The sequence below is a fragment of the Polaromonas potterensis genome, from assembly GCF_033446725.1.
Classification (GTDB): Bacteria; Pseudomonadota; Gammaproteobacteria; order Burkholderiales; family Burkholderiaceae_C; genus Polaromonas.
On the sequence record NZ_JAWQLX010000014.1, the window covers coordinates 101,614 to 124,237 of the forward strand.

At 63.2% G+C, this 22,624-nt stretch carries 16 protein-coding genes; 4 read left to right on the forward strand and 12 right to left on the reverse strand.

Annotation, left to right across the window (positions count from 1 at the left end):
• The first annotated feature begins 23 nt into the window (after positions 1–23).
• On the forward strand, positions 24–992 hold the full coding sequence (locus R6254_RS20835) for an MBL fold metallo-hydrolase (protein WP_318409595.1): 969 nt from the start codon (positions 24–26) through the stop codon (positions 990–992).
• Positions 993–994: 2 nt separating this feature from the next.
• Here R6254_RS20835 and R6254_RS20840 read toward each other — a convergent pair whose 3' ends face one another.
• The 7 genes from R6254_RS20840 to R6254_RS20870 form a co-directional block, all read right to left on the reverse strand.
• Complete coding sequence (locus tag R6254_RS20840; RefSeq protein ID WP_318409596.1) at positions 995–1,768, reverse strand: SDR family oxidoreductase; 774 nt, start codon at positions 1,766–1,768, stop codon at positions 995–997.
• Between the two features lie 97 nt (positions 1,769–1,865).
• Positions 1,866–3,299 carry an aldehyde dehydrogenase family protein gene (locus R6254_RS20845; RefSeq protein WP_318409597.1) on the reverse strand — a complete coding sequence of 478 codons (1,434 nt, stop codon included), beginning with the start codon at positions 3,297–3,299 and terminating at the stop codon, positions 1,866–1,868.
• A gap of 112 nt (positions 3,300–3,411) precedes the next feature.
• Complete coding sequence (locus R6254_RS20850) at positions 3,412–4,545, reverse strand: ABC transporter permease (protein ID WP_318409598.1); 1,134 nt, start codon at positions 4,543–4,545, stop codon at positions 3,412–3,414.
• Entirely contained in the window at positions 4,545–5,729 is a 1,185-nt protein-coding gene (locus tag R6254_RS20855) for an ABC transporter permease (RefSeq protein WP_318409599.1), read from the reverse strand. Before R6254_RS20855 ends, R6254_RS20850 begins: the two co-directional genes overlap by 1 nt.
• 25 nt (positions 5,730–5,754) lie before the next feature.
• Entirely contained in the window at positions 5,755–6,726 is a 972-nt protein-coding gene (locus tag R6254_RS20860; RefSeq protein ID WP_318409600.1) for an HlyD family secretion protein, read from the reverse strand.
• Positions 6,727–6,728: 2 nt separating this feature from the next.
• Complete coding sequence (locus R6254_RS20865; RefSeq protein ID WP_318409601.1) at positions 6,729–8,165, reverse strand: TolC family protein; 1,437 nt, start codon at positions 8,163–8,165, stop codon at positions 6,729–6,731.
• 278 nt (positions 8,166–8,443) lie between these two features.
• A complete protein-coding gene (locus tag R6254_RS20870) occupies positions 8,444–9,277 on the reverse strand; it encodes a metal-dependent hydrolase (protein ID WP_318409602.1) in 834 nt (277 codons plus the stop codon).
• A 120-nt stretch (positions 9,278–9,397) separates the two neighbouring features.
• Between R6254_RS20870 and R6254_RS20875 the strand changes: the two genes are divergently transcribed.
• Positions 9,398–9,991, forward strand: coding sequence for a TetR/AcrR family transcriptional regulator (locus R6254_RS20875; protein ID WP_318409603.1), 594 nt, complete (start codon positions 9,398–9,400; stop codon positions 9,989–9,991).
• Between the two features lie 65 nt (positions 9,992–10,056).
• On the opposite strand, the gene R6254_RS20880 is transcribed toward R6254_RS20875, so the two are convergent.
• Positions 10,057–12,246: a sodium-translocating pyrophosphatase gene (locus R6254_RS20880; RefSeq protein ID WP_318409604.1), complete on the reverse strand. Its 2,190-nt coding sequence runs from the start codon at positions 12,244–12,246 to the stop codon at positions 10,057–10,059.
• 220 nt (positions 12,247–12,466) lie between these two features.
• Between R6254_RS20880 and ppa the strand changes: the two genes are divergently transcribed.
• On the forward strand, positions 12,467–12,994 hold the full coding sequence (ppa, locus tag R6254_RS20885) for an inorganic diphosphatase (protein ID WP_318409605.1): 528 nt from the start codon (positions 12,467–12,469) through the stop codon (positions 12,992–12,994).
• A gap of 182 nt (positions 12,995–13,176) precedes the next feature.
• Here the strand turns inward: ppa and R6254_RS20890 are convergent, their stop codons facing one another.
• A complete protein-coding gene (locus R6254_RS20890) occupies positions 13,177–16,785 on the reverse strand; it encodes an autotransporter domain-containing protein (protein ID WP_318409606.1) in 3,609 nt (1,202 codons plus the stop codon).
• Positions 16,786–17,024: 239 nt separating this feature from the next.
• Positions 17,025–19,076 (reverse strand): sensor histidine kinase, encoded by a 2,052-nt coding sequence (locus tag R6254_RS20895; RefSeq protein ID WP_318409607.1) that lies wholly within the window; start codon positions 19,074–19,076, stop codon positions 17,025–17,027.
• Positions 19,077–19,190: 114 nt separating this feature from the next.
• Here R6254_RS20895 and R6254_RS20900 point away from each other — a divergent pair, with 114 nt between their 5' ends.
• Positions 19,191–19,862, forward strand: a complete 672-nt coding sequence (locus tag R6254_RS20900) for a response regulator transcription factor (RefSeq protein ID WP_318409608.1) — start codon at positions 19,191–19,193, stop codon at positions 19,860–19,862.
• Positions 19,863–20,019: 157 nt separating this feature from the next.
• Here the strand turns inward: R6254_RS20900 and R6254_RS20905 are convergent, their stop codons facing one another.
• Positions 20,020–20,847 (reverse strand): alpha/beta hydrolase, encoded by an 828-nt coding sequence (locus R6254_RS20905; protein ID WP_318409609.1) that lies wholly within the window; start codon positions 20,845–20,847, stop codon positions 20,020–20,022.
• Positions 20,771–22,447 carry a wax ester/triacylglycerol synthase family O-acyltransferase gene (locus tag R6254_RS20910; protein ID WP_318409610.1) on the reverse strand — a complete coding sequence of 559 codons (1,677 nt, stop codon included), beginning with the start codon at positions 22,445–22,447 and terminating at the stop codon, positions 20,771–20,773. The genes R6254_RS20905 and R6254_RS20910 overlap by 77 nt, the downstream gene beginning before the upstream one ends.
• Positions 22,448–22,624: the final 177 nt, after the last annotated feature.

The following is a 22,624-nucleotide window of genomic DNA, read 5'->3' on the forward strand; positions in this document are numbered from 1 at the left end:
TGTTCAAACGAAGTTTGGCCGTTTTGGCTGTTTTCCTCCTGCTCGCCGCGGGTGTGCTGGCCTCGTTGCTGCAGCAGCATCCGGCCCTGGCGCCCTATGCGCCGCTGGCGTGGAAACAAAAACCGCCGCCGCCTTCGGCCCTGAAAGTGAGTTTTTTAGGCGTGGCCACGGTCTTGCTGGACGACGGGGAGACGGCCATTTTGACCGATGGTTTTTTCTCGCGGCCCGACAAGCTTCAGACCTTTCTGGGCAAGGTGGCGCCGGATCTGGACGGCATCACGCGCGGGCTGCAGCGCGCCGGCATCCCCGAGCGCACGGGCAAGCTGGTGGCTGTGATCCCCGTGCATTCCCATTACGACCACGCCATGGACGCACCCGAGGTGGCCAGACGCACCGGTGCGTTGCTGCTGGGGTCGGAATCGACGGCCAACGTGGGGCGGGGCGGGGGCCTGCCGGAAGCGCAGATTCGTGTGGCCAAACTGGGCGAGCCCATGAGGTTTGGCCGTTTCACCGTGACGCTGTTTCCCAGCCGCCATGCGCCCACGGGTTTTACCGGTGGCCAGATCGAGCAGCCGCTCAAGCCGCCGGTGCGCGCCAGCGACTACAAGGAAGGGCAAAGTTACGCCGTGCTGGTGCAACACGATGGCAAGTCCCTGCTGATCAATGGCAGTGCCGGTTTTGAGCCGGGCGCGCTCCAAGGCGTACAGGCCGATGTGGTGCTGCTGGGCATAGGCTCGCTCGGTCCACGCGGCGACGACTACCGCGATGCCTACTGGCGCGAGGTGGTGGCCACGGTGAAGGCGAAACGGGTCATTCCCATCCACTGGGATGACTTCTGGCTGCCCTCCGACCAGCCCATGAAACCCATGCCGCCGCCGCTAGACCAGTTTGAGCGCTCCATGGATTTTTTACGCGAACGCGGAGTGAAAGAAGGCGTGGATGTCCGTTTGCCGCTGGAGTGGCAGGCCATGGACGTCTGGGGTGCGTACTAAAACTACACGCAGCGCCCGCCATCCACCTCGATACACACGCCGCTGATAAACGCGGCTTCGTCGCTGGCCAGGTACAGCGCGGCGTTGGCCACGTCCAGCGCCGTCGAAAAACGCCCGAGCGGAATGCTGGCCAGAAACTTGGCGCGGCGTGCTTCACCTTCGGGGCCGGTGACCGTACCGCCGGCAAACTGGGTGGACAGCGCGGTGTCGGGGTTGAACACCGGGTTGATGCAGTTGACTCGGATGTTGTCCGGGCCCAGTTCGGCGGCCAGCGATTTCGAGGTCGTGATGACCGCGCCCTTGGAGCCGTTGTACCAGCTCAGGCCGGGCCGCGGGCGCACGCCGGCGGTCGAGGCAATGTTGATGAAGCTGCCGCCGCCCTGCGCGCGGAAAACCGGCGTGGCGTGAATGGTCGAGAGGTAAATGCTTTTCACGTTGATGGCGTAACAGCGGTCGAATTCTTCTTCGGTGGTTTCCAGTGCAGGCTGGTTCAGGTGGGTCCAGCCGGCGTTGTTGACCATCACATCAAGCTTGCCGTAACGCTGCACGGCCGCCGCTACCAGCGCTTTCATCTCGGCAGTTTTGGTCACGTCGGCCGCGAAGAAGGACGCGGTGCCGCCGGCCTGGACAATCTCGGCCACGACTTTTTCGCCCAGCGCGGCGTTGATGTCGTTGACGATGACCTGGGCGCCTTCAGCCGCCAGCCGCTTGGCAATGCCTTCGCCGATGCCGCCGCCTGAGCCGGTGACGATGATGGATTTGTTTTTGACGCGCATGGATGGCTCCTGATTTGCTATTGATTTGAGAGCTGCTTGCGCCCGTGGTGAAAGGGCCGCAGCCTTGTTTGGCTTGAGGTTTTCGGGCTGGCCGGGTTCAGCCGTGCCGGATCGCCACGGTCTTCAGCGTCGTGAACCCGAACAGCGCTTCAAACCCTTTTTCGCGCCCGTAACCCGACGACTTCACGCCGCCAAAGGGCAGTTCCACACCGCCGCCGGCGCCGTAGTTGTTGATGAAAACCTGGCCGCTCTGCACGCGTTTGGCCATGCGCAGCTGGCGGCCGCCGTCGCGGGTCCAGATGCCGGCGACCAGGCCGAACTGCGTGGCGTTGGCGAGTTCGACGGCGTGGTCTTCGTTGCTGAAACTCATGGCGCACAGCACCGGGCCGAACACTTCTTCCTGCGCCAGGCGGTGCATCACCGGTACGTCGCGCAGCAGGGTGGGCGCCTGGTAAAAACCGGTGTCGGGTGCCTCGTCAACGATATGGCCTTGCGCGACCATGGGGATGTCGGCGACTTGCGCGTCGCTTAAAAAGTCCCAGACGCGTTGTTGCTGGCTTTGCCGGATCAGCGGGCCCACGTCCAGGTCCATGCTGGCGGGGCCGACGCGCAGCTGCGTGAAGGCTTGGCCCAGACGTTCGAGCAGGGGTTCGTAAATGTGTTGGTCCACCAGCAGGCGCGAGCCGGCTGAACAGGTCTGGCCGGCGTTTTGCACGATGGCGTTGACGATGGCCGGAATAGCGGCGTCGAGGTCGGCGTCGGCAAAAACGATTTGCGGGCTTTTGCCGCCGAGTTCCAGCGTGACCGGGCAATGCCGTTCGGCCGCCACCTGCTGGATCAGGGTGCCTATGGTCGGGCTGCCGGTGAAGCTGATGTGGTGGATGCCTTTGTGGCGGGCCAGGGCGTCGCCGACTTCATGGCCGTAACCGGTGACGATGTTGATCGCACCGGCCGGAAAACCGACCTCGGCCGCCAGTTGCGCCACACGAATCAGCGACAGGCAGGCGTCTTCGGCCGGTTTGACGACACAGACGTTGCCGGCGGCCAGCGCGCCGCCGACGCTGCGGCCGAAAATTTGCATCGGGTAGTTCCACGGAATGATGTGGCCGGTCACGCCATGTGGCTCGCGCCAGGTGAAGACGCTGTAGCCGTCCTGGTAGGGCAGGGTCTCGCCGTGTAACTTGTCGCAGGCACCGGCGTAAAACTCAAAATAACGCACCAGCGCGGCGGCGTCGGCCTTGGCTTGTTTGGTCGGTTTGCCGCAGTCGCGCTGCTCGATCATGGCCAGCTCGTCGGCATGTTCGGCCACCTTGTGCGACAGGCGCATCAGCAGCCGGCCGCGTTCGGCAGCGCTGAGTTTGCACCAGACGGTGTCCAGGCAATCATGCGCGGCTTGCACGGCCTGGTCGATGTCCTGGGCGTTGCTGCGCTGGATCTCGTCGAAAGGCTGGCCGTCGGACGGGTCGATGACGGGAATGGTTTTCCCGGACGAAGAGCGGACCGATGCGTTGGCGATGTAATTGAGTTGCATGCCTGTGATTTTGCTTCAAACCGCTGGCATACCCGGGATTCGATATTTATTGATGAAATAGGCCTCTAGACCAATAGGAGTGGGCGCAATCAGCTATGGAATCCATAGCGAATCAGGGTTTCCCCGGGCGTGCCAGACGCAGCACCCCCAGGCTGGCCAGCGTGGCCAGCGCCAGCAACACGGTCAGGCAACCCGCCACGTCGGCCAGGGGCGCGCCCATCTGGTTGAGCCGCAGCGAGGCCTGGATACCCGCCGTGCTGGGAAACAGCCAGCGCAGCGTCTGCAAGGCCTCGGGCAGGGCTTCCACCGGCCAGGAAAAGCCCGACAAAAACGCCAATGGCAAGGCGGTGAACAACAAGACCTGCAAGGCCCGCTCGCGCTTGCGCAAGCACAATCCCAGCAGGGCACCCAGCGCGCAGATGGCCGGCACATAAATCGCCAGCAGGGCCAGCGCCCCCAGCGGGTTGCCACCACGCGGGAAGTCCTGCACCAGAAAGATCCAGCCGAAGTAGAACAGGCCACTGAGCCAGCCCACCGTGCTGAAAGCCAGCAGGCGCCCGCTCCAGACGCCCACGCCGGCGCGGTGTCGGCCGGCTTCGACCCAGGTGCCGACACACATGGCCACGCCCATGAGCAGAGTCTGCTGCAGGATCAGCAAGGCCACGGCCGGCACCACGTAGCTGCCATAACCTTCGGTGGGGTTGAACAGCGCCACCATCTGCAGATTGACCGGGCTGCGGCTGGCCATGGCTTGCGGCGCGCTTTGCCCGCTGGCCTGCAGCTTGCGGATTTCAATCCCGGCCGACACCGTGCCTATGGCTTCGGCAAAACCATAAAGCACGGCCTTGTTGAGCAGCGCGTAAGCGCCATTGGCTTCCACTGCGATAGTGGCCGGGGCGCCGCGCAACACATTGCGTTTGAGGTCGGGCGGAATCACCGCATAACCTTCGATCTCGCCGCGCCACAAGGCTTGCTGGGCCTGGCCCTCGTCGTGGGTGACCAGGCGCACATCGATGCGCGGGTCGGCCTGGGCAAAACGTGTGATCTGGCGCGACAGGCTGGTACGGTCGTGGTCCACCACGGCGACCGGCACCCGCGTGACGGCCTGCGTCATGTAAGGCCAGGGGTAGAAAAAGCCATACAGCACCGGCGCCCCGACCAGGATCAGCAGGATACCGGCATCGCCCAGGATGCCGCGCAGGGTGGCGCCCCAGGCCTGCAGAAAATCACCGCCCAGGCGGCGCATCAGCGTTTCCCCCACAGATGCGGCTGGCGGCAGGCTTGTTGCAGCAGCGGCACACTCAGGGCCAGCAAGCCACCGCTGGCCAGCAGCATGATCACGACGGTGGGCAGGCTGTAACGTAGCGGCGCGCCCATCTGCAACTGTTCCATCTGCAGCCGGATGTAGTGGGTGTAGGGCAAGACCTCGGCCCAGGCGCGCGCCAGCACCGGCATGGCCACCAGCGGAAACCCAACACCGCTGAAGGCAAAGGCCGGCGCCGTGATAAAGCCGGTGGCCGAGAGCGCCACACGCAGGGAACGTGTGACCGCCGCAGCGGCCACACCCAGGGCCATGGACAGCGCCAGCATCACAAGCTCCGCCAGCCAGACCCAGGCCAGCGAGCCCGCCGGGTACCAGCCGCGGCCCCAGGTCAGCCACAACAAGGCGGCGCTTGCCACCAGCGACAAGCCCAGCCAGGCGGGCAGCAGTTTGCCGAGCAGGGCGCCACCGGCCTGCGGCCAGCGCGGCAACACGCCCAGCCAGCGCCACAGCGAACCATCACGCAACTCGCGGCCCACGGTCCAGGCGCCTGCGGTCATGGCCAGGATGTGCAGCAGCGCGGGGATCAGCGCCGCCGCCAGGAATTGTTCGTAGTTGAGCGAGGTGTTGAACAAGGTCAACATGCCGGTGCGGATCGGTTCCATGGACACCCGCACCGCTTGCGCCGGTTCGCCGCGTTTGTTGCGCGCCGCCATCTCCACACCGGCCGACAAGGTGGCGACGACAGTGCGTACATCACGCTGGATCAGGCCGGAATGGGTGCCGAGTTGCGCGTTGTGCAGCAAGGTCACCTGCGCCGCGCGGCCCTGCTTGATGCTGCGGGCAAATCCGGGCGGAATGCTGACCACCGCATAGACCGCTGCGCTGCGCAAAGCCTGCTCGGCCTGGGCGCTGTTGTTGTAACGGCCGGCGACTTGCAGCCCGGGCGTGGCGTCCAGAAAACGGGTGAGCTGGCGTGACAGCGCCGAATGGTCCTCGTCCATGAGGCCTATCGGCAAACGGTTGGGCAGGCCCGCCGAAAAGATCCACCACAGCAGGGCCACGGCCAGCAACGGCACCCAGGAGATCATGGCCAGATCCCAGGGGCTGCGACGCAGCCAGGCGAGTTCGCGGCGCGCACTGGTCATGAGCGCTTGTGCGAAGCCCATGTTGATATGTCCAGACGCGGCGGTGTTACTGGACCAGCACACTCATGCCGGGGCGTGCGCCTTCAATCGGCGCGACGGGCTTGGCCCGGATTTCAAAGGTGCGCGCATCAAAACCCTGGCCGGCGCGGGTGGCGCGCCAGGTGGCGAAGTCGGGCAACACGGCGCTGTAAAACACCTTGAAACGCACGGCCTTGTTGTCCAGCGCCGGCAACTGCGCATCAAACTCGGCGCCCATGGCAAAACGCTGCAAACGGTCTTCGCGCACATTCAGCACCACCCATTGGTCTTTCAAGTCCACCACCGACACCACGGCCACACCTTGCGGCGACAACTCGCCGACCTGGGCCAGCACCTTGGCCACTTCACCGGCCACCGGGCTTTTGAGTTCGGTCTCGGCCTTGGCGGCCTCCACCTCGGCGACGACACCGGCCACCTGGCGCGCTTGCGCGTTGGCGGCGGCCTTGTCTTCCGGCCGGGCGCCGGTGCGCGCCATGTCGTACTGGGCCTGGGCCGTCAGGGCCTGGTCGCGCGAGGCTTTGAAGTTGGCTTCGGCTTCGTCGCGTTTTTGCGCAGCAACCAGGCCATCCCGGGCCAAGCCGTCCACCCGTTTGAAGGAGATCTGGGCCAGGTCGGCCGCCGCCTGGGCGCGCTGCCACTGCAGTCTGGCCATTTCCACTTCCTGCGGTCGGGCGCCGTTCTGCGCCTTGTCCGCCACGGCCTGGGCGGCTTGCTGCGCGGCGGTGGCCTGCGCCAGTTTTGCCGCAACTTCGGGGCTGTCGGTGCGTATCAGCAGGGTTCCCACGGCCACCTGCTGGCCTTCCTTGACCAGCACCTGGGAGATACGTGCCGTGACCTTGGGCGCGATGTCGGTCTCGCGGGCTTCCATCTGCCCCTGGAAGACTTCGGGCGGCGGCTGGGAGGCGCGCCACAGGCCAAAGCCCAAGAGCCCGACCACCACGATGGCCGCTGCGGCCTTGAAGACAAGTTGTCGGTTCATGGTCAATACACTTTCACGTCGGCGCGGCGGATGTAGCTGCTGAATTCATCGGACAGACCGCAGCTCTCGAGCAGGCTGGCCAGCGCCATCACATACTCGTAAGCCACTTGCGCGCGTTCGGTTTCGACCTTGGTCTGGTTGACTTCGGCGTCTATCAGTTCCAGCGCGGTGCCCGTGCCTTCACGCAAGGCCGCGGTGCGCAGGCGCAAGACCTCGTGGGCCAGGGTCACGCCGGGCTCGGTGGCCAGGAACTGCCGGCGCGCCTGCTCCAGCGCGCGCCAGTTTTTTTCGACCAGCAGGCTGATGTCGCTGCGCGCCTGCAGACCGGTGCGTTCGGCCTGCTCGATCTGTTTGTTCGAGGAAGCGGCCAGCGCGTCGCGGTCCATCGCGTCAAACAAGGTCCAGCGCACGCCGATGCCGCCTATCCAGTCGGCGTTGCCGGTTTTCAGCTCGCGCTGTCCGAAGGCAAACACCTGGGGTTTGCGAAGCGCCTCCTGGCCGTGGTGCAGTTGCTCGGCCTGCATCTTTTTGGCGTTCACCTTGGCCAGGCCCGGATGGCGCTGCAAAGCCTGGTCCAGGAAATGTGGCAATGGTTCGACGGCTTGGGTCAGGACAAACAGCGGCGTGTCGGGCTTGACAGGGGTATTGGACTTGACCGTGCGGGCCAGCGCAATTGCCGTCATTTCGGCATCGTCCTGCGCCTTGAGGGCATTGCGTTTGGCTTCTTCGTAAGCGGCTTGCGCTTGCAGGCGTTCGATGCGCGAGATCACGCCGGCCGCCAACATTTTGGCGGTGGCCGCGTCATGCTGGCGAATGTCGTCCAGTGCAGCCTGCCGCAACGCCGCGGCCTTGGCCGCCAGCTGCGCGCCGAAATAACGTTGCACCAGTTGAGTGGCGAGTTCGTGGCCGGTCTTGTCGGCATCGGCGCGCGCTTCGTTACCCTGCGCTGTCACGACGCCGCGCACCGCATCGCTGGCACCGCCCGCATAAATCGGCCAGACCGCCGAGATGGATCGGGTGGTGCCGGTGTCATGCCGGTTGAAGGTGTAGTTGGAGGGGAACTGCGGCACCGGCAGCGGGATGGGCAGATTCTGCAAGGGAATCGGCAGGCGCTGGCTGGCTTGTGCGAGCTGCTGGTTGATGGGGTCGAGGTTGACGTTCAGGTTGGCGTTGTAGGCATAAGCCACGGCCGAGAGGCTGACCACCGGCCCGCCCAGGCCCTTGAGGCCACGTTCCTGCAAGTCCTTGCTGTCAATCGCGGCCTGAGCGGCGGCCATCTGGTCGGAGCCGGTCTTGAGACGGTCCCAGGCGGTTTCAAAACTCATGGCTTGCACCTGAACCTGAGGCGGGACCGCTTGCGGAGCCCGCACTTGGGCCAGGACACCGGCACAGCCTGCAAGGCAAAACGCTGCGGCCAGCAAGGAGGAGGGTGAGGTCATGGGGCCTTGCCTGGATTCAATAAAAAGGTGCTGTCTGGCGCGGCGTCAAAAAGGCCACGTGCAGACACACGAACATACCATGGCTGATGGCCGCGAACCCGGCAAGCGCTGCATGCAGGGTTGCGCGCTGGCGCAAGGCATAAAGCGCCGGCAAAGCATAGGCCCACTCGCGCAGTGCTGACCTTGCTTTCCCGGCGGCATATTTTCGTCAAGACGCGGCCTGATCGCGCTCCAGTCCTTTATCCGCGGGAGACGACTGCTATCGAAATGATGGCAATTCAGGTGGCTTGGCCTGGCCTGCTCACGACCGTGTAAAGCGGCGCGTTGTCGGCCAGCCAGCGTTCGGACAACTCGCTGGCCTGCTGGTTCGGGTGAAAGTCCTGTCGCAGGTAGGCGCGCCAGGGCCGGAAGGTCTGGCGGACCAGGCCGCGCTGACTGAACAAAAAACCGGCGGCGCTTTTCCAGGTGGTCCACTGCCACAAGCTGCCGTCGCGGCGGAGGTTGTTGACGGTCTGGCGCAGGGTGTCGCTCAGGAAGACGATGGTGATGCGACGGAACCATTTAATGCGCCAGGCGTGGCTGCCGTCCAGCGCGGCATACACATCGAAGGCGGTGGATTTGTGCTCGGACTCCTCGGCGCAATGCCACAACCACATGGTTTTCAGGCGCGGCTCGCAGGGCTCCAGCAAGTCGGGGTTGCGCAGCAGCCATTCGGCAAAAATCGCGGTGAAATGTTCGTTGGCCGCGGTGAGGGCCAACGCGTGGCGCGGGTTGGTGCCGGCCAGCAGCTGCATATTGCGTTCGGCGCGCGGCGCCCAGTCGTTCACCAGGCCTTGTGTTTCCAGGTGCTGGTTGAACAGGCTGTGAATCCGGCGGTGTGTCGCTTCCTGGCCGATGAAACCCTGGACTTCGGCCTGGTAGGGTGCTTGCCGTTCTGCGGGCAAGGCCTTGAGTCCGTTGCGCACCGCATCGATGAAAAACTGCTCGCCCACCGGGAAACTCATGGACAAGGCGTTGAAGAAGGCCGTGCGAAAAGCGTCGCCGGCGCACCAGTGGCGTGGCAAAGGCGTTTCAAGGTCGATCAGCAGGCGGCGCACAACAAGTTCGCTCATGGGTTTCTTTCGAAAACAGGTTGGTACCGGCGGGTACCAATCGAGGTGACTATAGGGTTGCGCTGTGGTACTGTCAAGTACCAAAAAATCCTGCAGTGTTGACACATGCCTTCTGACCAGATGACTTCCCAAGAACCCGCCACGGCCCACCGCTCGCGCCTGATCGAAGGCATGGCGCATAGCGTGGCCGCCAGAAGTTACGCCGATACCACGGTGGCCGACATCGTGCGTGAAGCGGGCGTGTCCAAGCGCACGTTTTACGAATGTTTTGCCAGCAAGAAAGACTGTTTGATTGCACTTTATGTGGCGGCCAGCCACGGCGCGCTGAAGGTGCTGAAAGACGCCATCGACCCCAGCCGCGACTGGAAAACCCAGGTCGAGCATGCGATGAGCGCCTACCTGGCCTGCCTGGCCAGCAACCCGGCCTTGTTGCGTACGCTGTTCATCGAAATCCTCAGCCTGGGCCCCGAGGGCCTGCAGGTGCGCCGCCGCATGAACCAGGAACTGGCTGACTTTGTGGTGCAGGTGGTCAACGCTGGTCACCCGCACACAGCGCAAGACAGCGCACAAACGGCCACCCTGGCGATGGCCGTGGTCGGTGGGATCAATGAACTGGTGTTGCAGGCGATTGAAAACAACCGCACCGCAGACCTGGCGGATCTGGCGCAGCCTTCGAGTGCCCTGGTGCGCGCCGTGCTGGCGGCGCCGCGTTGAGCGCAGCCTTGCATCCATAAAAAAAGCCCGGCGAGCCGGGCTTTTTGGTGATGAGGGCCCTGCGCTTATTTGCTGGCAGGCGCCGGTGCTGGCATGACGGGCGTGGTCACAATGACCTCCACGGCCGATATCGGTGTCACGACCACCGCCGGTATGACCACAGGGATGACCGGCGCCGCATTGGCGTTGCCACCGTGGAACTTCATCATCAGCGGCACGATCAGCAGCGCCACGATGTTGATGATCTTGATCAGCGGGTTGATGGCCGGGCCGGCCGTGTCCTTGTAGGGGTCGCCCACGGTGTCGCCGGTGACCGCCGCCTTGTGGGTTTCGGAGCCTTTGCCGCCGTGGTGGCCATCTTCGATGTATTTCTTGGCGTTGTCCCAGGCGCCGCCGCCGGTACACATGGAGATCGCCACAAACAGGCCGGTGACGATGGTGCCCATCAGCAGGCCGCCCAGGGCCGCGGGGCCGAGCAGTAGGCCGACCAGAATCGGCACCACCACGGGCAGCAGCGAAGGGATCATCATTTCCTTGATGGCGGCGGTGGTCAGCATGTCGACCGCGCGGCCGTATTCCGGCTTGGCCGTGCCTTCCATGATGCCGGGGATGTCCCGGAACTGGCGCCGCACTTCCACCACCACCGCACCAGCGGCGCGGCCCACGGCCTCCATCGCCATGGCGCCGAACAGGTAGGGAATCAGGCCGCCTATGAAGAGGCCGATGATCACCATCGGGTCGGAGAGATCAAAACTGATGGCTTTGCCGTAGGCTTCAAGTTTGTGGGTGTAGTCGGCAAACAGCACCAGCGCGGCCAGACCGGCCGAACCGATGGCGTAGCCTTTGGTCACCGCCTTGGTGGTGTTGCCCACCGCGTCCAGCGGATCGGTGATGGCCCGCACGCTGGCCGGCATGTCGGCCATTTCGGCAATGCCGCCGGCGTTGTCGGTGATGGGGCCGTAAGCGTCGAGCGCGACCACGATGCCGGCCATGCTCAGCATGGAGGTCGCGGCAATCGCAATACCGTAAAGGCCGGCCAGGTGGTAGGCCACCCAGATCGCGATACAGACACAAATCACCGGCCAGGCGGTGGAACGCATGGACACGCCCAGGCCGGCAATGATGTTGGTGCCGTGGCCGGTGGTCGATGCCTGTGCAATGTGCTGCACCGGTTTGTATTGCGTGCCGGTGTAGTACTCGGTGATCCAGACCAGCGCGCCGGTCAGTACCAGGCCCACGGCACAGGCGCCGAACAGCGCCATCTGGCTGCCGACGGCCTTGATGGCGTTGTCGGGCATCAGCCAGGTGGTGACAAAGTAGAAGGCAATCAGCGACAGGCCGCCAGCGACCGCCAGGCCTTTGTACAGCGCCGGCATCACGTTGGTCATGCCGGGCGAGGCCTTGACAAAAAAGCAGCCGATGATGGACGCGATGATGGACACCGCGCCCAGGGCCAGCGGGTAGACCACGGCGCTGGTGCCGGCATTGGTCACCAGCAGGGCACCCAGCACCATGGTGGCGATCAGGGTCACGGCGTAGGTTTCAAACAAATCGGCGGCCATGCCAGCGCAGTCGCCCACGTTGTCACCGACGTTGTCGGCAATCACGGCTGGGTTGCGCGGGTCATCTTCCGGAATACCGGCCTCGACCTTGCCCACCAGGTCGGCGCCGACGTCCGCACCCTTGGTGAAAATACCGCCGCCCAGACGGGCGAAGATGGAGATCAGCGAGGAGCCGAAGGCAAAACCGATCAGCGGATTCAGCAGGTTGGCCAGCTTCACATCGGGTGTGTAGTTGCCGTTGCCGACCAGAAACCAGTAAAAGGCCGTGACGCCCAGCAGGCCCAGGCCCACCACCAGCATGCCGGTGATGGCGCCACCGCGGAAGGCGACGTCGAGCGCGGGGCCAATGCCTTTGGTGGCGGCTTGCGCGGTGCGCACATTGGCGCGCACCGAGACATTCATGCCGATGAAGCCGCAGGCGCCGGAAAGCACCGCGCCCACGACAAAACCGATGGCGCTAGGTACGTCCAGAAAAATACCGATCAGAATCGCCAGCACGACACCGACGATGGCAATGGTTTTGTACTGGCGCGCCAGGTAGGCGGCCGCGCCGGTTTGAATCGCGGCTGCGATTTCCTGCATTCGCGCATTGCCAGCGTCCTGGGAAAGAATCCAGCTGCGGGCCCAGATGCCGTAAGCCACGGCGACCAGTCCGCAGACGAGCGCAAGAATAAGCGCTGAGTTGCCTGTCATAGAAATCTCCTACGTTGTTTTTCGCTTGGAGGGGGTGCCACGCTAGCGGTGCCCCCGCTGCGTTGCTTCCTCGTTGCTCACGTAGAGACGATTGGCCAACCTTTGAAATTTAACGCCAAAATGTGACAAGTTGACGAGACGTCAGCCCTGAATCAGTAAAATGAGGGTAAATACCGACCGGCTCCTTGCCTCTTTTTTATTAATCCAACCCAAAGCCACCATGTCTCTCGATAAAGTTTCCCCCGGCAACAACGTGCCCGACTCTTTCAACGTGATCATCGAAATCCCGATGAATGCCGACCCCGTGAAGTACGAAGTGGACAAGGAATCCGGCGCGATTTTTGTGGACCGCTTCATGAGCACGTCCATGCATTACCCGACCAACTACGGTTATGTGCCCAAAACCATCAGCGGCGACGGCGACCCGGTGGACGTGCTGGTGATCACGCCCGTGCCCCTGATCCCCGGTGTTGTGGTGACCTGCCGCGCGATCGGCATCCTGAAGATGACCGACGAAGCCGGCGAAGACGGCAAAGTGCTGGCCGTGCCCATCGACAAGAAGTGCTCGCTCTACACCCAGTGGCAAAAGCCGGAAGACATGAACCCGCTGCGCCTGAAAACCATCTCGCATTTCTTCGAGCACTACAAAGACCTGGAAGAAGGCAAGTGGGTCAAGGTCAACGGCTGGGAAGGTCCAGAGGCCGCCCACAAGGAAATCATGGACGGCATTGCCAACTACAAGAAGTAAAGCCTTCAATCCTGAAATGCTTGATTTCTTAAGCGTTTTAGGCCTCTAGCCCTTATCTGACGGGCGCACGCAGCTATCAATAGGGTAGCGAATAACATTCAAAGCAAAACGCCGGCCTCTCGCAAGAGAGGCCGGCGTTTGTGTGTGTGTGTGGGCACTACAAGGGCGAAAGCCCAAGCAGCTTAGAAAGCCCAGCGCAACTTGACCGAAGCGGTCTGGTTGATGAAAGCCTTGCGGCCCTCGACGTCATAACGCGCAGCGATCTCCATGCCGCCGGCGAGTTTCTTGACCAGGCCCAGACCCGCACGCACGCTCCAGGGCGTGGCGTCCATGCCATAGGTCGTAAAGGCCGCGTTGGGTGCACCGGCAAAGGCCGCGACGATGGACGCCTTCTTGCTCAGCATGTCGTAAGCCGCGCCCAGATTGGCCGTCACCGAGGTTTGCGAATCCAGGTTGTGGGTCAGCTTGCCATCCACGGCCAGGAGCATCTGCTCAGCACTGCGGCCCGCCACATTCAGGTTCAAGGCCCCAGCGCCGCTTTCGGCATAAGCCTTGTCCTTGATCCGGCTGTAGTCCAGACGCAGGGAAGGTGTGAACGCCGTGGTCGTGCCCAAAGGCAAGATATGGCCAATGCCCACACCGACATGGGTGGTCAGGCTCTTGTAGCTGGCCCGCGCCGTGCTTGAGGTGAAGGCCAGGCTGCGGCTGCCCTGGTTGCTGTTCTGGCCGATATCGGCCTGGAAGTTCAGCTCGGTCCGATCATTCAGGCTGTAGCTGCCATAACCGAGCAACTGGTACACATCCACATCCACCTGCTGCGGCGCGATGCTGGAATTGCCATTGACCCGTGCATTGGCATAAGCAAAGCCCAGACCCAGCCGGCTGCGTTCGCTCACAGCGGCATCGGCACCTGCCACAAAGCCCGAGGTGTTGGCCTTGAAGCCCGAAATACCATCGCGGTCATTCTGCCTGGCCCAGGAGCCGAAAGGTTTGAACCAGAGATGCCTGTCACTCAAAGCCAGATCACCCGAGGACAAGCCGCGGTTGGCTTCGATACGCGCCTGCACCACGCGGTTGATGCCGGAGAGGGAGTCGCTGGCCGCCGCCATGGAGCCGCCCGTGAGCAGGGGCAGGGTCTGTGTCACGGCCTGCGACACAGCCTCCTTGCTGGTCAGACCGACAAACAGGTTGCCAATAGCCCCCGATGGGTTGGCGCCGATGATTTGATCGAGTACACCAGCAGCGCCCACGCCAGGTTTATTACCGGTGTCCGTGACGCTGCCCAGCACCGAAGGGCCGCCCTTGGCTGCGGCGGCAGCCAGCGTCAGGTGCACGGCATGGCCGTCTTTCACCGCACCGAAGTCGAACAGCAGCGAGTTGTCGGTGACGGCAAAGGTGCCATCGCTGTTGAGCGTGGTGGCGGTCAGCACGTTTTGCAGGCGCTTGGTGTTGAAGACTTGATCCTTCCTGGTCACGTCCACCTCGATCCTGGCGTTGCTGGCCAGGTTGACGGTGCCGTTCACGGCCAGCTTGGCGTAAGTGGTGTCGTCGTTGACACCGATACGGAAGACGCCGGTGCTGGTCTGGGTGTAGTTGCCGCTGATGGCTGCGCTCACGCTGCTGCCCAGGCTGAGCGTGCCGCTGTTGCTGAAGCCTGTGGTGGTGGTGATGCTGGCACCATCGGCCAGCGTCATGGTACCGCTGTTGCCCATGCTGGCGGCGCCGAATGTGGCACCTGCGCCCAGTGCCACCTTGCCGGCATTCGTGACGGCGCCGCTGACATCCAGTCGGCTGTTGTTGCCTGCGTTGAACAGACCGCCACTGGTCTGTGCATAGTTGCCGGTGACAGCCGCTCGCACCGTGGCGTCGAGTGTCAGGGTGCCGGCATTGCTGAATCCGCTGGTGGTGCTGATGGTATTGCCACCGGCCAGTGCCAATGTGCCATTGTTGTTGAGGCTGCCTGCGTGAAGATCGCCACTTCTGGCCAACTCGATGCGACCGGCATTGGTCGCCGTGCCATCAATGGTCAGCTTCGTATGGCTACCGGCGATGGTACCGATGCTCAGAGAACCGGTACTGGCTTGCGTGTAGTCGCCGTGCACCGCATTGAGCGTACCGGTATCGACGATGACAGTGCCGGCATTGCTGAAACCACTGCTGCCAACGGTGATGCCATTGGCCATGCCGGAGGTGCTGGTTCCGGCCTTCATGGTGAACACCGCTCCAGTGCTGACCACGAAACCCTGGACGTTGAACGCGTTGTCATTGGCAAAGGAGGCGCCCGTTGCCACCGTGAAATCGGTCTTGCGGGCATAGACATCGCCAATGAAGCGGGCCGCACTGCCCCTGGCAACGATACCGCTCAAGCTTGAATTGTCCGCGATCTGCACCGCGTATTTGGTGCCGTTGATGTTTCCGCTGTTGTTAATGTCGCCGTTGACCTGGCCGCCGCCATCCACGCGAATACCGATCTTGCTGCCGCCTATCGTGCCTTCGTTGACGATATCGCCGGTGATCACCGTATCGCTAGCGGCATGGATGGCGGTTTCGTTGGTATTGCCATTGTTGCCGGCCGTGATGCTGCCGCTGCTGCTGTTATAAATCGCCCGGCCATCGCCCCCTGCCGTCAGCGATGTTCCGGCGCCAAACAAGACCACACCGCGATCTTTTCCCGAGATCGTACCGGTGTTGTGGATGCCGCCAGCAACCTGCCCCACAGAGAGGGAAATGCCCAGGGATGTGCCATTGATAGAGCCGCTGTTGACAATCTTGCCGTTCACCTTGGCATTGGTATTCACCCCGATGCCCGTATTGTTCGCTTGTATAGTCCCCTTGTTGATAATGTCGCCGGTAAGCGTGCCTTGGGCGACCACCATGCCAGTTGGGGAATTGCTGATGGAGCCCTCGTTGCGGAGGTTGCCGTTAAGCGTGCCTTGGCTCATATACAAGCCGGGGCCACTCACGAGGTCCTTGATGGTGCCGGCATTAAGGATGTCGCCGTTGACGACCGCGTTGCCTCCAACGAACACACCGCCATTGGTGAGCATGCCCCGGTTGACGATCCCGCCAGCGCTGATGGTGCCTCCGCCAAAGTAGATCGCGTCATAACCTGAGGTCGTGATGCTGCTGCCCGCACCATTCAGTATGCCGTTGGCTACGGTGGAGTCGCCGATAGCAATTCCGCGGACCTGATTGCCGGAGACGCTGATGACCCCGCCATTGATGTTCTGGATGCTGTTTACTTTGCTACCGATCAGATACAAGACGTTGCCGACTTGACCGCCGTCATTGACCAGGGAGCCGTTGATCGTCGAGTTGGACGCATAGAGTGCACCGTTGAACAACTGGCCGCCATCAGCGACAGAGGTGAGGTTGCCTTTGATCGTGATGTCGCCCGAGAGCGTCGCACCATTTACATGAATGCCGACGTTGGTGGAGGTGGCGTTGACGCTGCCTCCCTGGTTGATGGTGATGCCGCCGACGGCACCACTGGCGGTGATCGCGGCAGAACCTGCGGTCGCGAGCGAACCGGTGCTGCCGACGGTCACGCTGCCACCGTTGTTGCTGAGCGTGCAATTGTCGCCAGATGCGTGGGCCGTGTTGATGACATTGGGGCCCGCGCCGCAGACATTGGCGGCCAGCGCCGGCGTGGCATTCAGCAGCAGCATGAGCAGGGCTGCGCCGACGGCGCTGCAAGTGGTGGCGGGCTTGCCCCCGCTGGATGCGTTTTCATGGGTCACGATAAAGGCGGAGCGTGCCTTGCTCCAGGTGATGCGGTGTACTTTGTTCATGCTCGATGTATCTCTCTGCGCAAACGGCAGTTCAAACGGGGTGAAGATTTGTTCACCGAGGAGGTTAGCGAGAAATGGCTGCGCAGAATTGAGCAAATCTGAGCGATACCCGATCAAGTGGAGGGGGTATTGGGAATGAGCCAGGCCTTCGTGCGGGACACGTCTGTGGCAGGAGTCCCGCCGTCCGAACCGGCATTGCGGCCGATAAGGCGCCGCCGTTTCCGGCCACGCTTGCTGGATCAGGCCGCGCTGTTCAGCGTCGTCATCGGCGGTGCACCGGCCACAGCGTTCAGATTGGCGGGAAGCAGCAAAGAAAACGTCACCGTGCCCGATGTCGCGTCATGGGCCAGCCGCACTTCACCGCCATGCATGCCGGCGATGCGCTGCACCAGGTACAGGCCCAGTCCGGCGCCGGGCTGGTGCTGGGCGGAACGGCCGCGAAAATATTTCTGGAACAGGCGCGGGATTTCGTCCTCGGGAATCGGCGTACCTGGATTGCTGACGGACAGGCAGAGCGCGCCATCATCCCGCGTGGCGGCGCTCAGGTGAATGGCTTGCCCGCCTGTGGCGTGGCGCTGGGCATTGTTCAGCAGGTTGCGCAAGGCCACTTGCAACAAGCCCTTGTCGCACACGAATTGCGGCGGCAGCGCCTGCAGCGAGGTGTTGATCCGTCCGCTCGGCCACTCGGCCAGCGCATCATCGATCAAGCGGCGCGGATCACAGGGCGTGGGCTTGAAGGCCGTGGCGTTGGTGTCCATGCGGTCCGCGCTCAGGTATTCATCGACCAGCGCCGCCATGCGGTGGGCCGCGTCGCGCAGGTTCTGGCACCGCGCCAGCGTTCTCTCGCGTGCGGCGTTCAGGTTTTTGGCAATTTGTTGCGCAGTGGTCGTGATGATGGCCAGTGGTGTTCTGAATTCATGCGACACCATGGCCAGGAAGTCTTGCTGCTCGTCCTTGATCCGGCGCTCCACTTCCAGCGCCTGGCGCAACTCCTGCTCAAGCTGCACCCGCTGCGCGATCTCATCCTGCAGGGCGGCGGTGCGCCTGGCGACCTGCGCTTCCAGGTTGTCGTTCAAGTCCCGCACCGCGCGTACCGTTTCGGCCTGCGCCAGTTCCTTGTCGCGCCGCAAACCGTCGTAACGCAGGTTCAGGCGCACGCTCATCAAGACCATGTGCAGCAGCGCGCCCATCGTCGCTGCATGATGGGTCCAGAAGTTGGAGGGCATCACCTCCAGATTACGCAGGAAGCTGATCACTGCGCCCATATAGAAAATGCCGAAGGCCAGCAGGAAAAAACGTGCCGCCTGGTGGCCATGCACGGCCATCCAGGTCGCCAGGCTCATGATCACCACGATGTGGGTCATGGCCACCAGTTGGACCAGGATGACGCCGGAGGCGAAATGTCCGCTCAGGATCAAGCCGGCGCTGACCAGGCTGACCAGGTCGGCGTTGATCAACACGGCCCGGTTGAACCTGGGCCACAAGGCCGACAGGCCCAGTTGCTGCAGCGAAAAATGCGTGCCCACCGCCAGACTGGCGCAGATCGACAAACCCAGCAAGGGATCGGACAGCCCGACCGGCAGATCCAGCAACTGCTGGGGAATGGCGGTGGTCATCAACTCCGTCAAGGTGGTGTTCAGGATGTACAGCAAATACCAGCCGCTTTGTGCTTCCCGGGTCATGCGCCAGAAAAAGGCATGCACCACGATAAGCAGTAAAAAACAGCCGAAATACAGGCCGTAATAAAAATACTCTTTCCGCGAAGAATCGTCGAAGGCGGCGTGTGGCCAGAGCTCCAGGTCGGTGGCCATCGCATTTTTGCCTTGCAGGCGGACCAGCCAGATCTCGCGCCCGGGCGCCTCCATGCGGGTCCGAAAGACGACGTTGCGGGCCTTCACGGGCCAGTTGGCGCGCCCGAGGTTTTCGCCGGCGGTCTGTTCCGACCAGCCTTGGGCGCCGTCCGGCCGATACAGCCTGACATCGTCCAGCAAGGCGTTGGTGAAACGCAGCATCCATTCCCGTGGTGCGTCCGGATGGCGCCCCACCGCCAGCCGCAGCCAGAGGGCATCCGTGGTGTAGCCGGCGCTGACCGTGCCCGGCAAGGCTTGCCAACGTGTTGAGGTCATCGCCTCGTCGGCCGTCATGTGGCCACCCGCGTCGCGCAGCAAGCTCATGTGGCCGCTGCCCAGCAGTTGACGCGTGTCCGACTGCAGGCTCAGTGCGGATTGCGCAAGGGCCGACAGGGGAAGCAGGAGGGTGATGACAAACAGGACAAGGCGTAGACGTTTCATGGCGGCCGAGAGCGTAGCACGCCGCAGGGCGGGTTATGGCCGTCGTACGTTTGCTCAGAAACGCTCAGACAAGTGCCCGATGGCATCGGCTATCCTCACGCGATGCAAAACCTCATGTTGCTTGAAGACGAGATTGTCCTGAGAGAGGAACTTGCCGAATTTTTGACGGACATCGGTTACCAGGTCGATGCCGCCGCCAGCCTGGCCGAGTTTCACCAGATGTACGACCCGGCCCTGCATCGCATCGCGCTCATCGACCTGACCTTGCCCGACGGCGATGGCATGGCGCTGATACGCCAGTTGCGCGAACAAGGCCACCGGATTGGCATCGTCGTGCTGACGGCCCGCCGCACCACACCCGACAAAGTGGCCGGGCTGGGCGACGGTGCGGACTATTACCTGACCAAAACCGCGGACCTGGACGAACTGGCCGCCACCTTGGCCGCGCTGCAACGGCGCCTGGGCGAGCCCGAAACCAAGGGGCTGTGGGTGCTGGAGCTGGGGCCGCGCCGCCTGCTGCCGCCGGGTTTTCAGGCGATTGCCTTGTCCCAGCAAGATGTGACGGTGCTGCACACCTTGATGGCGGAGCCGGGGAAAATCATCAGCCGCCAGGACATTGTTCATGCCCTGGGCGAGGATTTCATGCTGTATGACCAGCGCCGGCTGGACACCCAGATGCGGCGCCTGCGCCGCAAGGCCGAAGAGGCGACCGGCGTGGAATTGCCAGTCAATACCGCGCGCAACGCGGGTTACCGTTTTTTTGCCGAGGCCGAGGTCCGCGCCTGATGGGCGCCAGGGCTGGTTACAGGCCTGCAGCCTGAAAACACCTGATTTCTTAAGCGTTTTAGGCCTCTGGCCCTTATCCGTCGGTCGCAAGCAGCTATCAAAAAAGAAGCGTCTGAAGCTCGCGTGACAGACGCTTTTGTATTGCGGCCTTCTGGCCCTAAGCCGCGCGTGCCGGGTCCGGGTAAATCAGCCCGTGCAAAAACGTGCCCTTGCGCTCAAACGGCCGCCACTGACCTTCGGCTTGCGCCAGCCGGTCGGCCACAGCCCACCAGGCGCTGGGGTTCAGGCCCAGACCGATGTGGCTGGCAATCACCTCGATGTTTTCGGTGCGTGGGTTGTCTGGTGAGGGCTGCTGGATGCTGCCTTGCCAGGCCACGATGCCGTCGCTGCGCGAATAAAGGCTGCTGGTCGGCACCGGCGGTGCGCTGGGCAGGTCGTAGTTCTCGGCCTCGCGCGCGACCTTGCGGCCGCTGGCCAGCTCGTAAATGCGCCAGGCGTTGGTGGATCGGTGTGAGCCGGCAAACGGCGTGCCCAGGGTGATCACGCTGCGCACCATGTGTGGCAATTCTTTGGCGAGTTCGCGCGCATACACGCCGCCCAGGCTCCAGCCGATCAGGCTGACCTTGCGCCCGCTGTCCTTGAAAGCACGTGTGAGCTGCGCCCTGGCGGCGTCCAGCACGCCGGCGCGCGGGCCGAAGTTAAAACCTTGTTCCCAGCCGCTGGTCTGGTAACCCAGGGAGTCGAGGTAGCGGCGCAGCGGCATGGTTGAACCGTCGTTGGACGACAGGCCGGGAAACACCACCACGTGGTGGCCGTCACCACGCGGCGCCTTGGACAGCACCGGCCAGGTGGGCAACAAGGCGCCGGCTTCCCAGAAGGCGCGCAGCTCCAGTGCCAGCAGCCAGACGTTAGGCGGCGGGCCGTCGTGCAGGTCCTGTTTTTGGTTTTGTTTTGGTTTTGACTGCGGGGGTGCGGGTGGTGCCATGGTTGGAAGCATTGGATGTGTTGTCTTTGTTCTGGGTAGAAGCAAGCTTGGGGCGGCTGGCGCGTTTTACAGAGGGAGACTTCCCTAAAGGCGTCTTGGAAACGACAGGTTTTTTGGGCACCTTGACCGGGGCGGCCTGGGCCGGGGCCTCTGGTCCCAGCAAGGTTTGTGCTTGCCGGAAGGCTTCTTCAATCGCTAGCGCCAACTCCTGCGCCTGCGGCAAGGCGGTTTTTCCGGCAATGACACCGAAGTCCACATGGCCGGCATAAGTCTGGATGGTGATGTTCAGCGCCAGCCCGTGGATCACGATGGACAGCGGGTGAAAGGTCAGAATTTTGGCGCCGGCCAGGTACAAGGGCACGGGCGGCCCGGGCACGTTGGAAATCGCCAGATTGGCGACCATGGGCAGGCGGCTGGCCAGCCCGGTTTTGCCGTACACATTGAGCGCCGCCTTGGCCGCGCCGCCGACCAGCCAGGGCGCGAGCAGGGAAGGGTAGTCGGTCGGCAGCAAGCCCTTGAGGCTTTGCATCGAGGCTTTGACCTTGGCCGTTGAGGCCATGATGGCGTTCAATCGTTTGAGCGGGTGGGCCAGGTGGCTGCCCAGCTCCACCAGGCTCATGCTGACCTGGTTGCCGAGTTCGGTCGCATCGCTGGCGCCGGCTTCGCGCAAGGACACCGGCATGGCCGCGACCAGGGACTTGGTCGGCACGCCGCCGTGCCCGGCCAGGTAGCTGCGCAGCGCGGTGGAACAAATCCACAAGGCCACGTCGTTGAAGCTGCCGCCCACGGCCTTGCCCATGGCCTTGCATTCGGCCAGCGGCACCGTCGCCGCCACAAACACTCGGCCCTGCGTCACGGCGGTGTTGAACGGGCTTTTGGGCGCCAGTTTCATGGGCATCTTGGCGCGGCCATTGCCCGAGTCTTGCAGGGACTGTCTGGCCAGTGTGCTGCCCAGAGTGCTGGCCGCCGCTGGCAGCGACTTGGCCAGCTTGGCGACCTGCGCCAGCGAGTTGGAAAACACAGAACCAATCATCTTGCCCACCTTGAGGTCGGCTGCGGTTTTGCCGCGCCGCGCCGGGTCGGGCGGCGGCACTTCGCGCGGCTGCGGCCCGAGGTCCAGGATGGCGTTGGCCAGCATCACGCCGCCTTTGCCATCCAGCGCGGCATGGTGAATCTTCGAGAAAAAGCCGCCGACCCGCTGACCCGAGGGCAGCTTGATCGCGTCAAACACATAAAACTCCCAGAGCGGGTAAGCGCGGTCTATCAGCTCGCTGTGCAAGGTGGCCACCATGGTGTGCGCCTGCGCCAGGCTCATGGGTTTCTGGGCCGAGCAGGGCACACGCCGCACATGAAAGTCGAGGTCCACCGCGTCGGCTTCGACCCACAGCGGGTGGCCCAGGTCAAATGGCATGAACACCAGCTTGCGGCTGAACACCGGCGCCAGGTGCAGACGGCTGGCGATGTGGTTCTTGACGGCTTTGTGAAAACTGCCCTTGAAACCCGCCGGCAGCTCACACAGGTTGAGCGAACCCACATGCATGGGCATCTCGGGGGTCTCGAGGTAAAGAAAGGTTGCGTCCAGGCCGGTGAGGGATTTCATGGTGATGTCTCCATCTGTTGAAGACACATTAACCGAGCGGAGCGGCTTGTGGCACTAGTACATCAACACGCAAGTTTCGAAACATAGTATCGCCCAAGCTTTGTATCTGCATCCTGCCGAGTGAATTTCCACTCGATGGTTCGCTGAAGGGCGTTTCGAGCTTGCTGCCAAGCATCG

Coding starts and splice junctions, on each gene's coding strand:
- R6254_RS20840 (WP_318409596.1), bottom strand. CDS start 1,768: ATGCGCGTCAAAAACAAATCCATCATCGTCACCGGCTCAGGCGGCGGC.
- R6254_RS20845 (WP_318409597.1), bottom strand. CDS start 3,299: ATGCAACTCAATTACATCGCCAACGCATCGGTCCGCTCTTCGTCCGGG.
- R6254_RS20850 (WP_318409598.1), bottom strand. CDS start 4,545: ATGCGCCGCCTGGGCGGTGATTTTCTGCAGGCCTGGGGCGCCACCCTG.
- R6254_RS20855 (WP_318409599.1), bottom strand. CDS start 5,729: ATGGGCTTCGCACAAGCGCTCATGACCAGTGCGCGCCGCGAACTCGCC.
- R6254_RS20860 (WP_318409600.1), bottom strand. CDS start 6,726: ATGAACCGACAACTTGTCTTCAAGGCCGCAGCGGCCATCGTGGTGGTC.
- R6254_RS20865 (WP_318409601.1), bottom strand. CDS start 8,165: ATGACCTCACCCTCCTCCTTGCTGGCCGCAGCGTTTTGCCTTGCAGGC.
- R6254_RS20870 (WP_318409602.1), bottom strand. CDS start 9,277: ATGAGCGAACTTGTTGTGCGCCGCCTGCTGATCGACCTTGAAACGCCT.
- R6254_RS20875 (WP_318409603.1), top strand. CDS start 9,398: ATGACTTCCCAAGAACCCGCCACGGCCCACCGCTCGCGCCTGATCGAA.
- R6254_RS20880 (WP_318409604.1), bottom strand. CDS start 12,246: ATGACAGGCAACTCAGCGCTTATTCTTGCGCTCGTCTGCGGACTGGTC.
- ppa (WP_318409605.1), top strand. CDS start 12,467: ATGTCTCTCGATAAAGTTTCCCCCGGCAACAACGTGCCCGACTCTTTC.
- R6254_RS20890 (WP_318409606.1), bottom strand. CDS start 16,785: ATGAACAAAGTACACCGCATCACCTGGAGCAAGGCACGCTCCGCCTTT.
- R6254_RS20895 (WP_318409607.1), bottom strand. CDS start 19,076: ATGAAACGTCTACGCCTTGTCCTGTTTGTCATCACCCTCCTGCTTCCC.
- R6254_RS20900 (WP_318409608.1), top strand. CDS start 19,191: ATGTTGCTTGAAGACGAGATTGTCCTGAGAGAGGAACTTGCCGAATTT.
- R6254_RS20905 (WP_318409609.1), bottom strand. CDS start 20,847: ATGGCACCACCCGCACCCCCGCAGTCAAAACCAAAACAAAACCAAAAA.
- R6254_RS20910 (WP_318409610.1), bottom strand. CDS start 22,447: ATGAAATCCCTCACCGGCCTGGACGCAACCTTTCTTTACCTCGAGACC.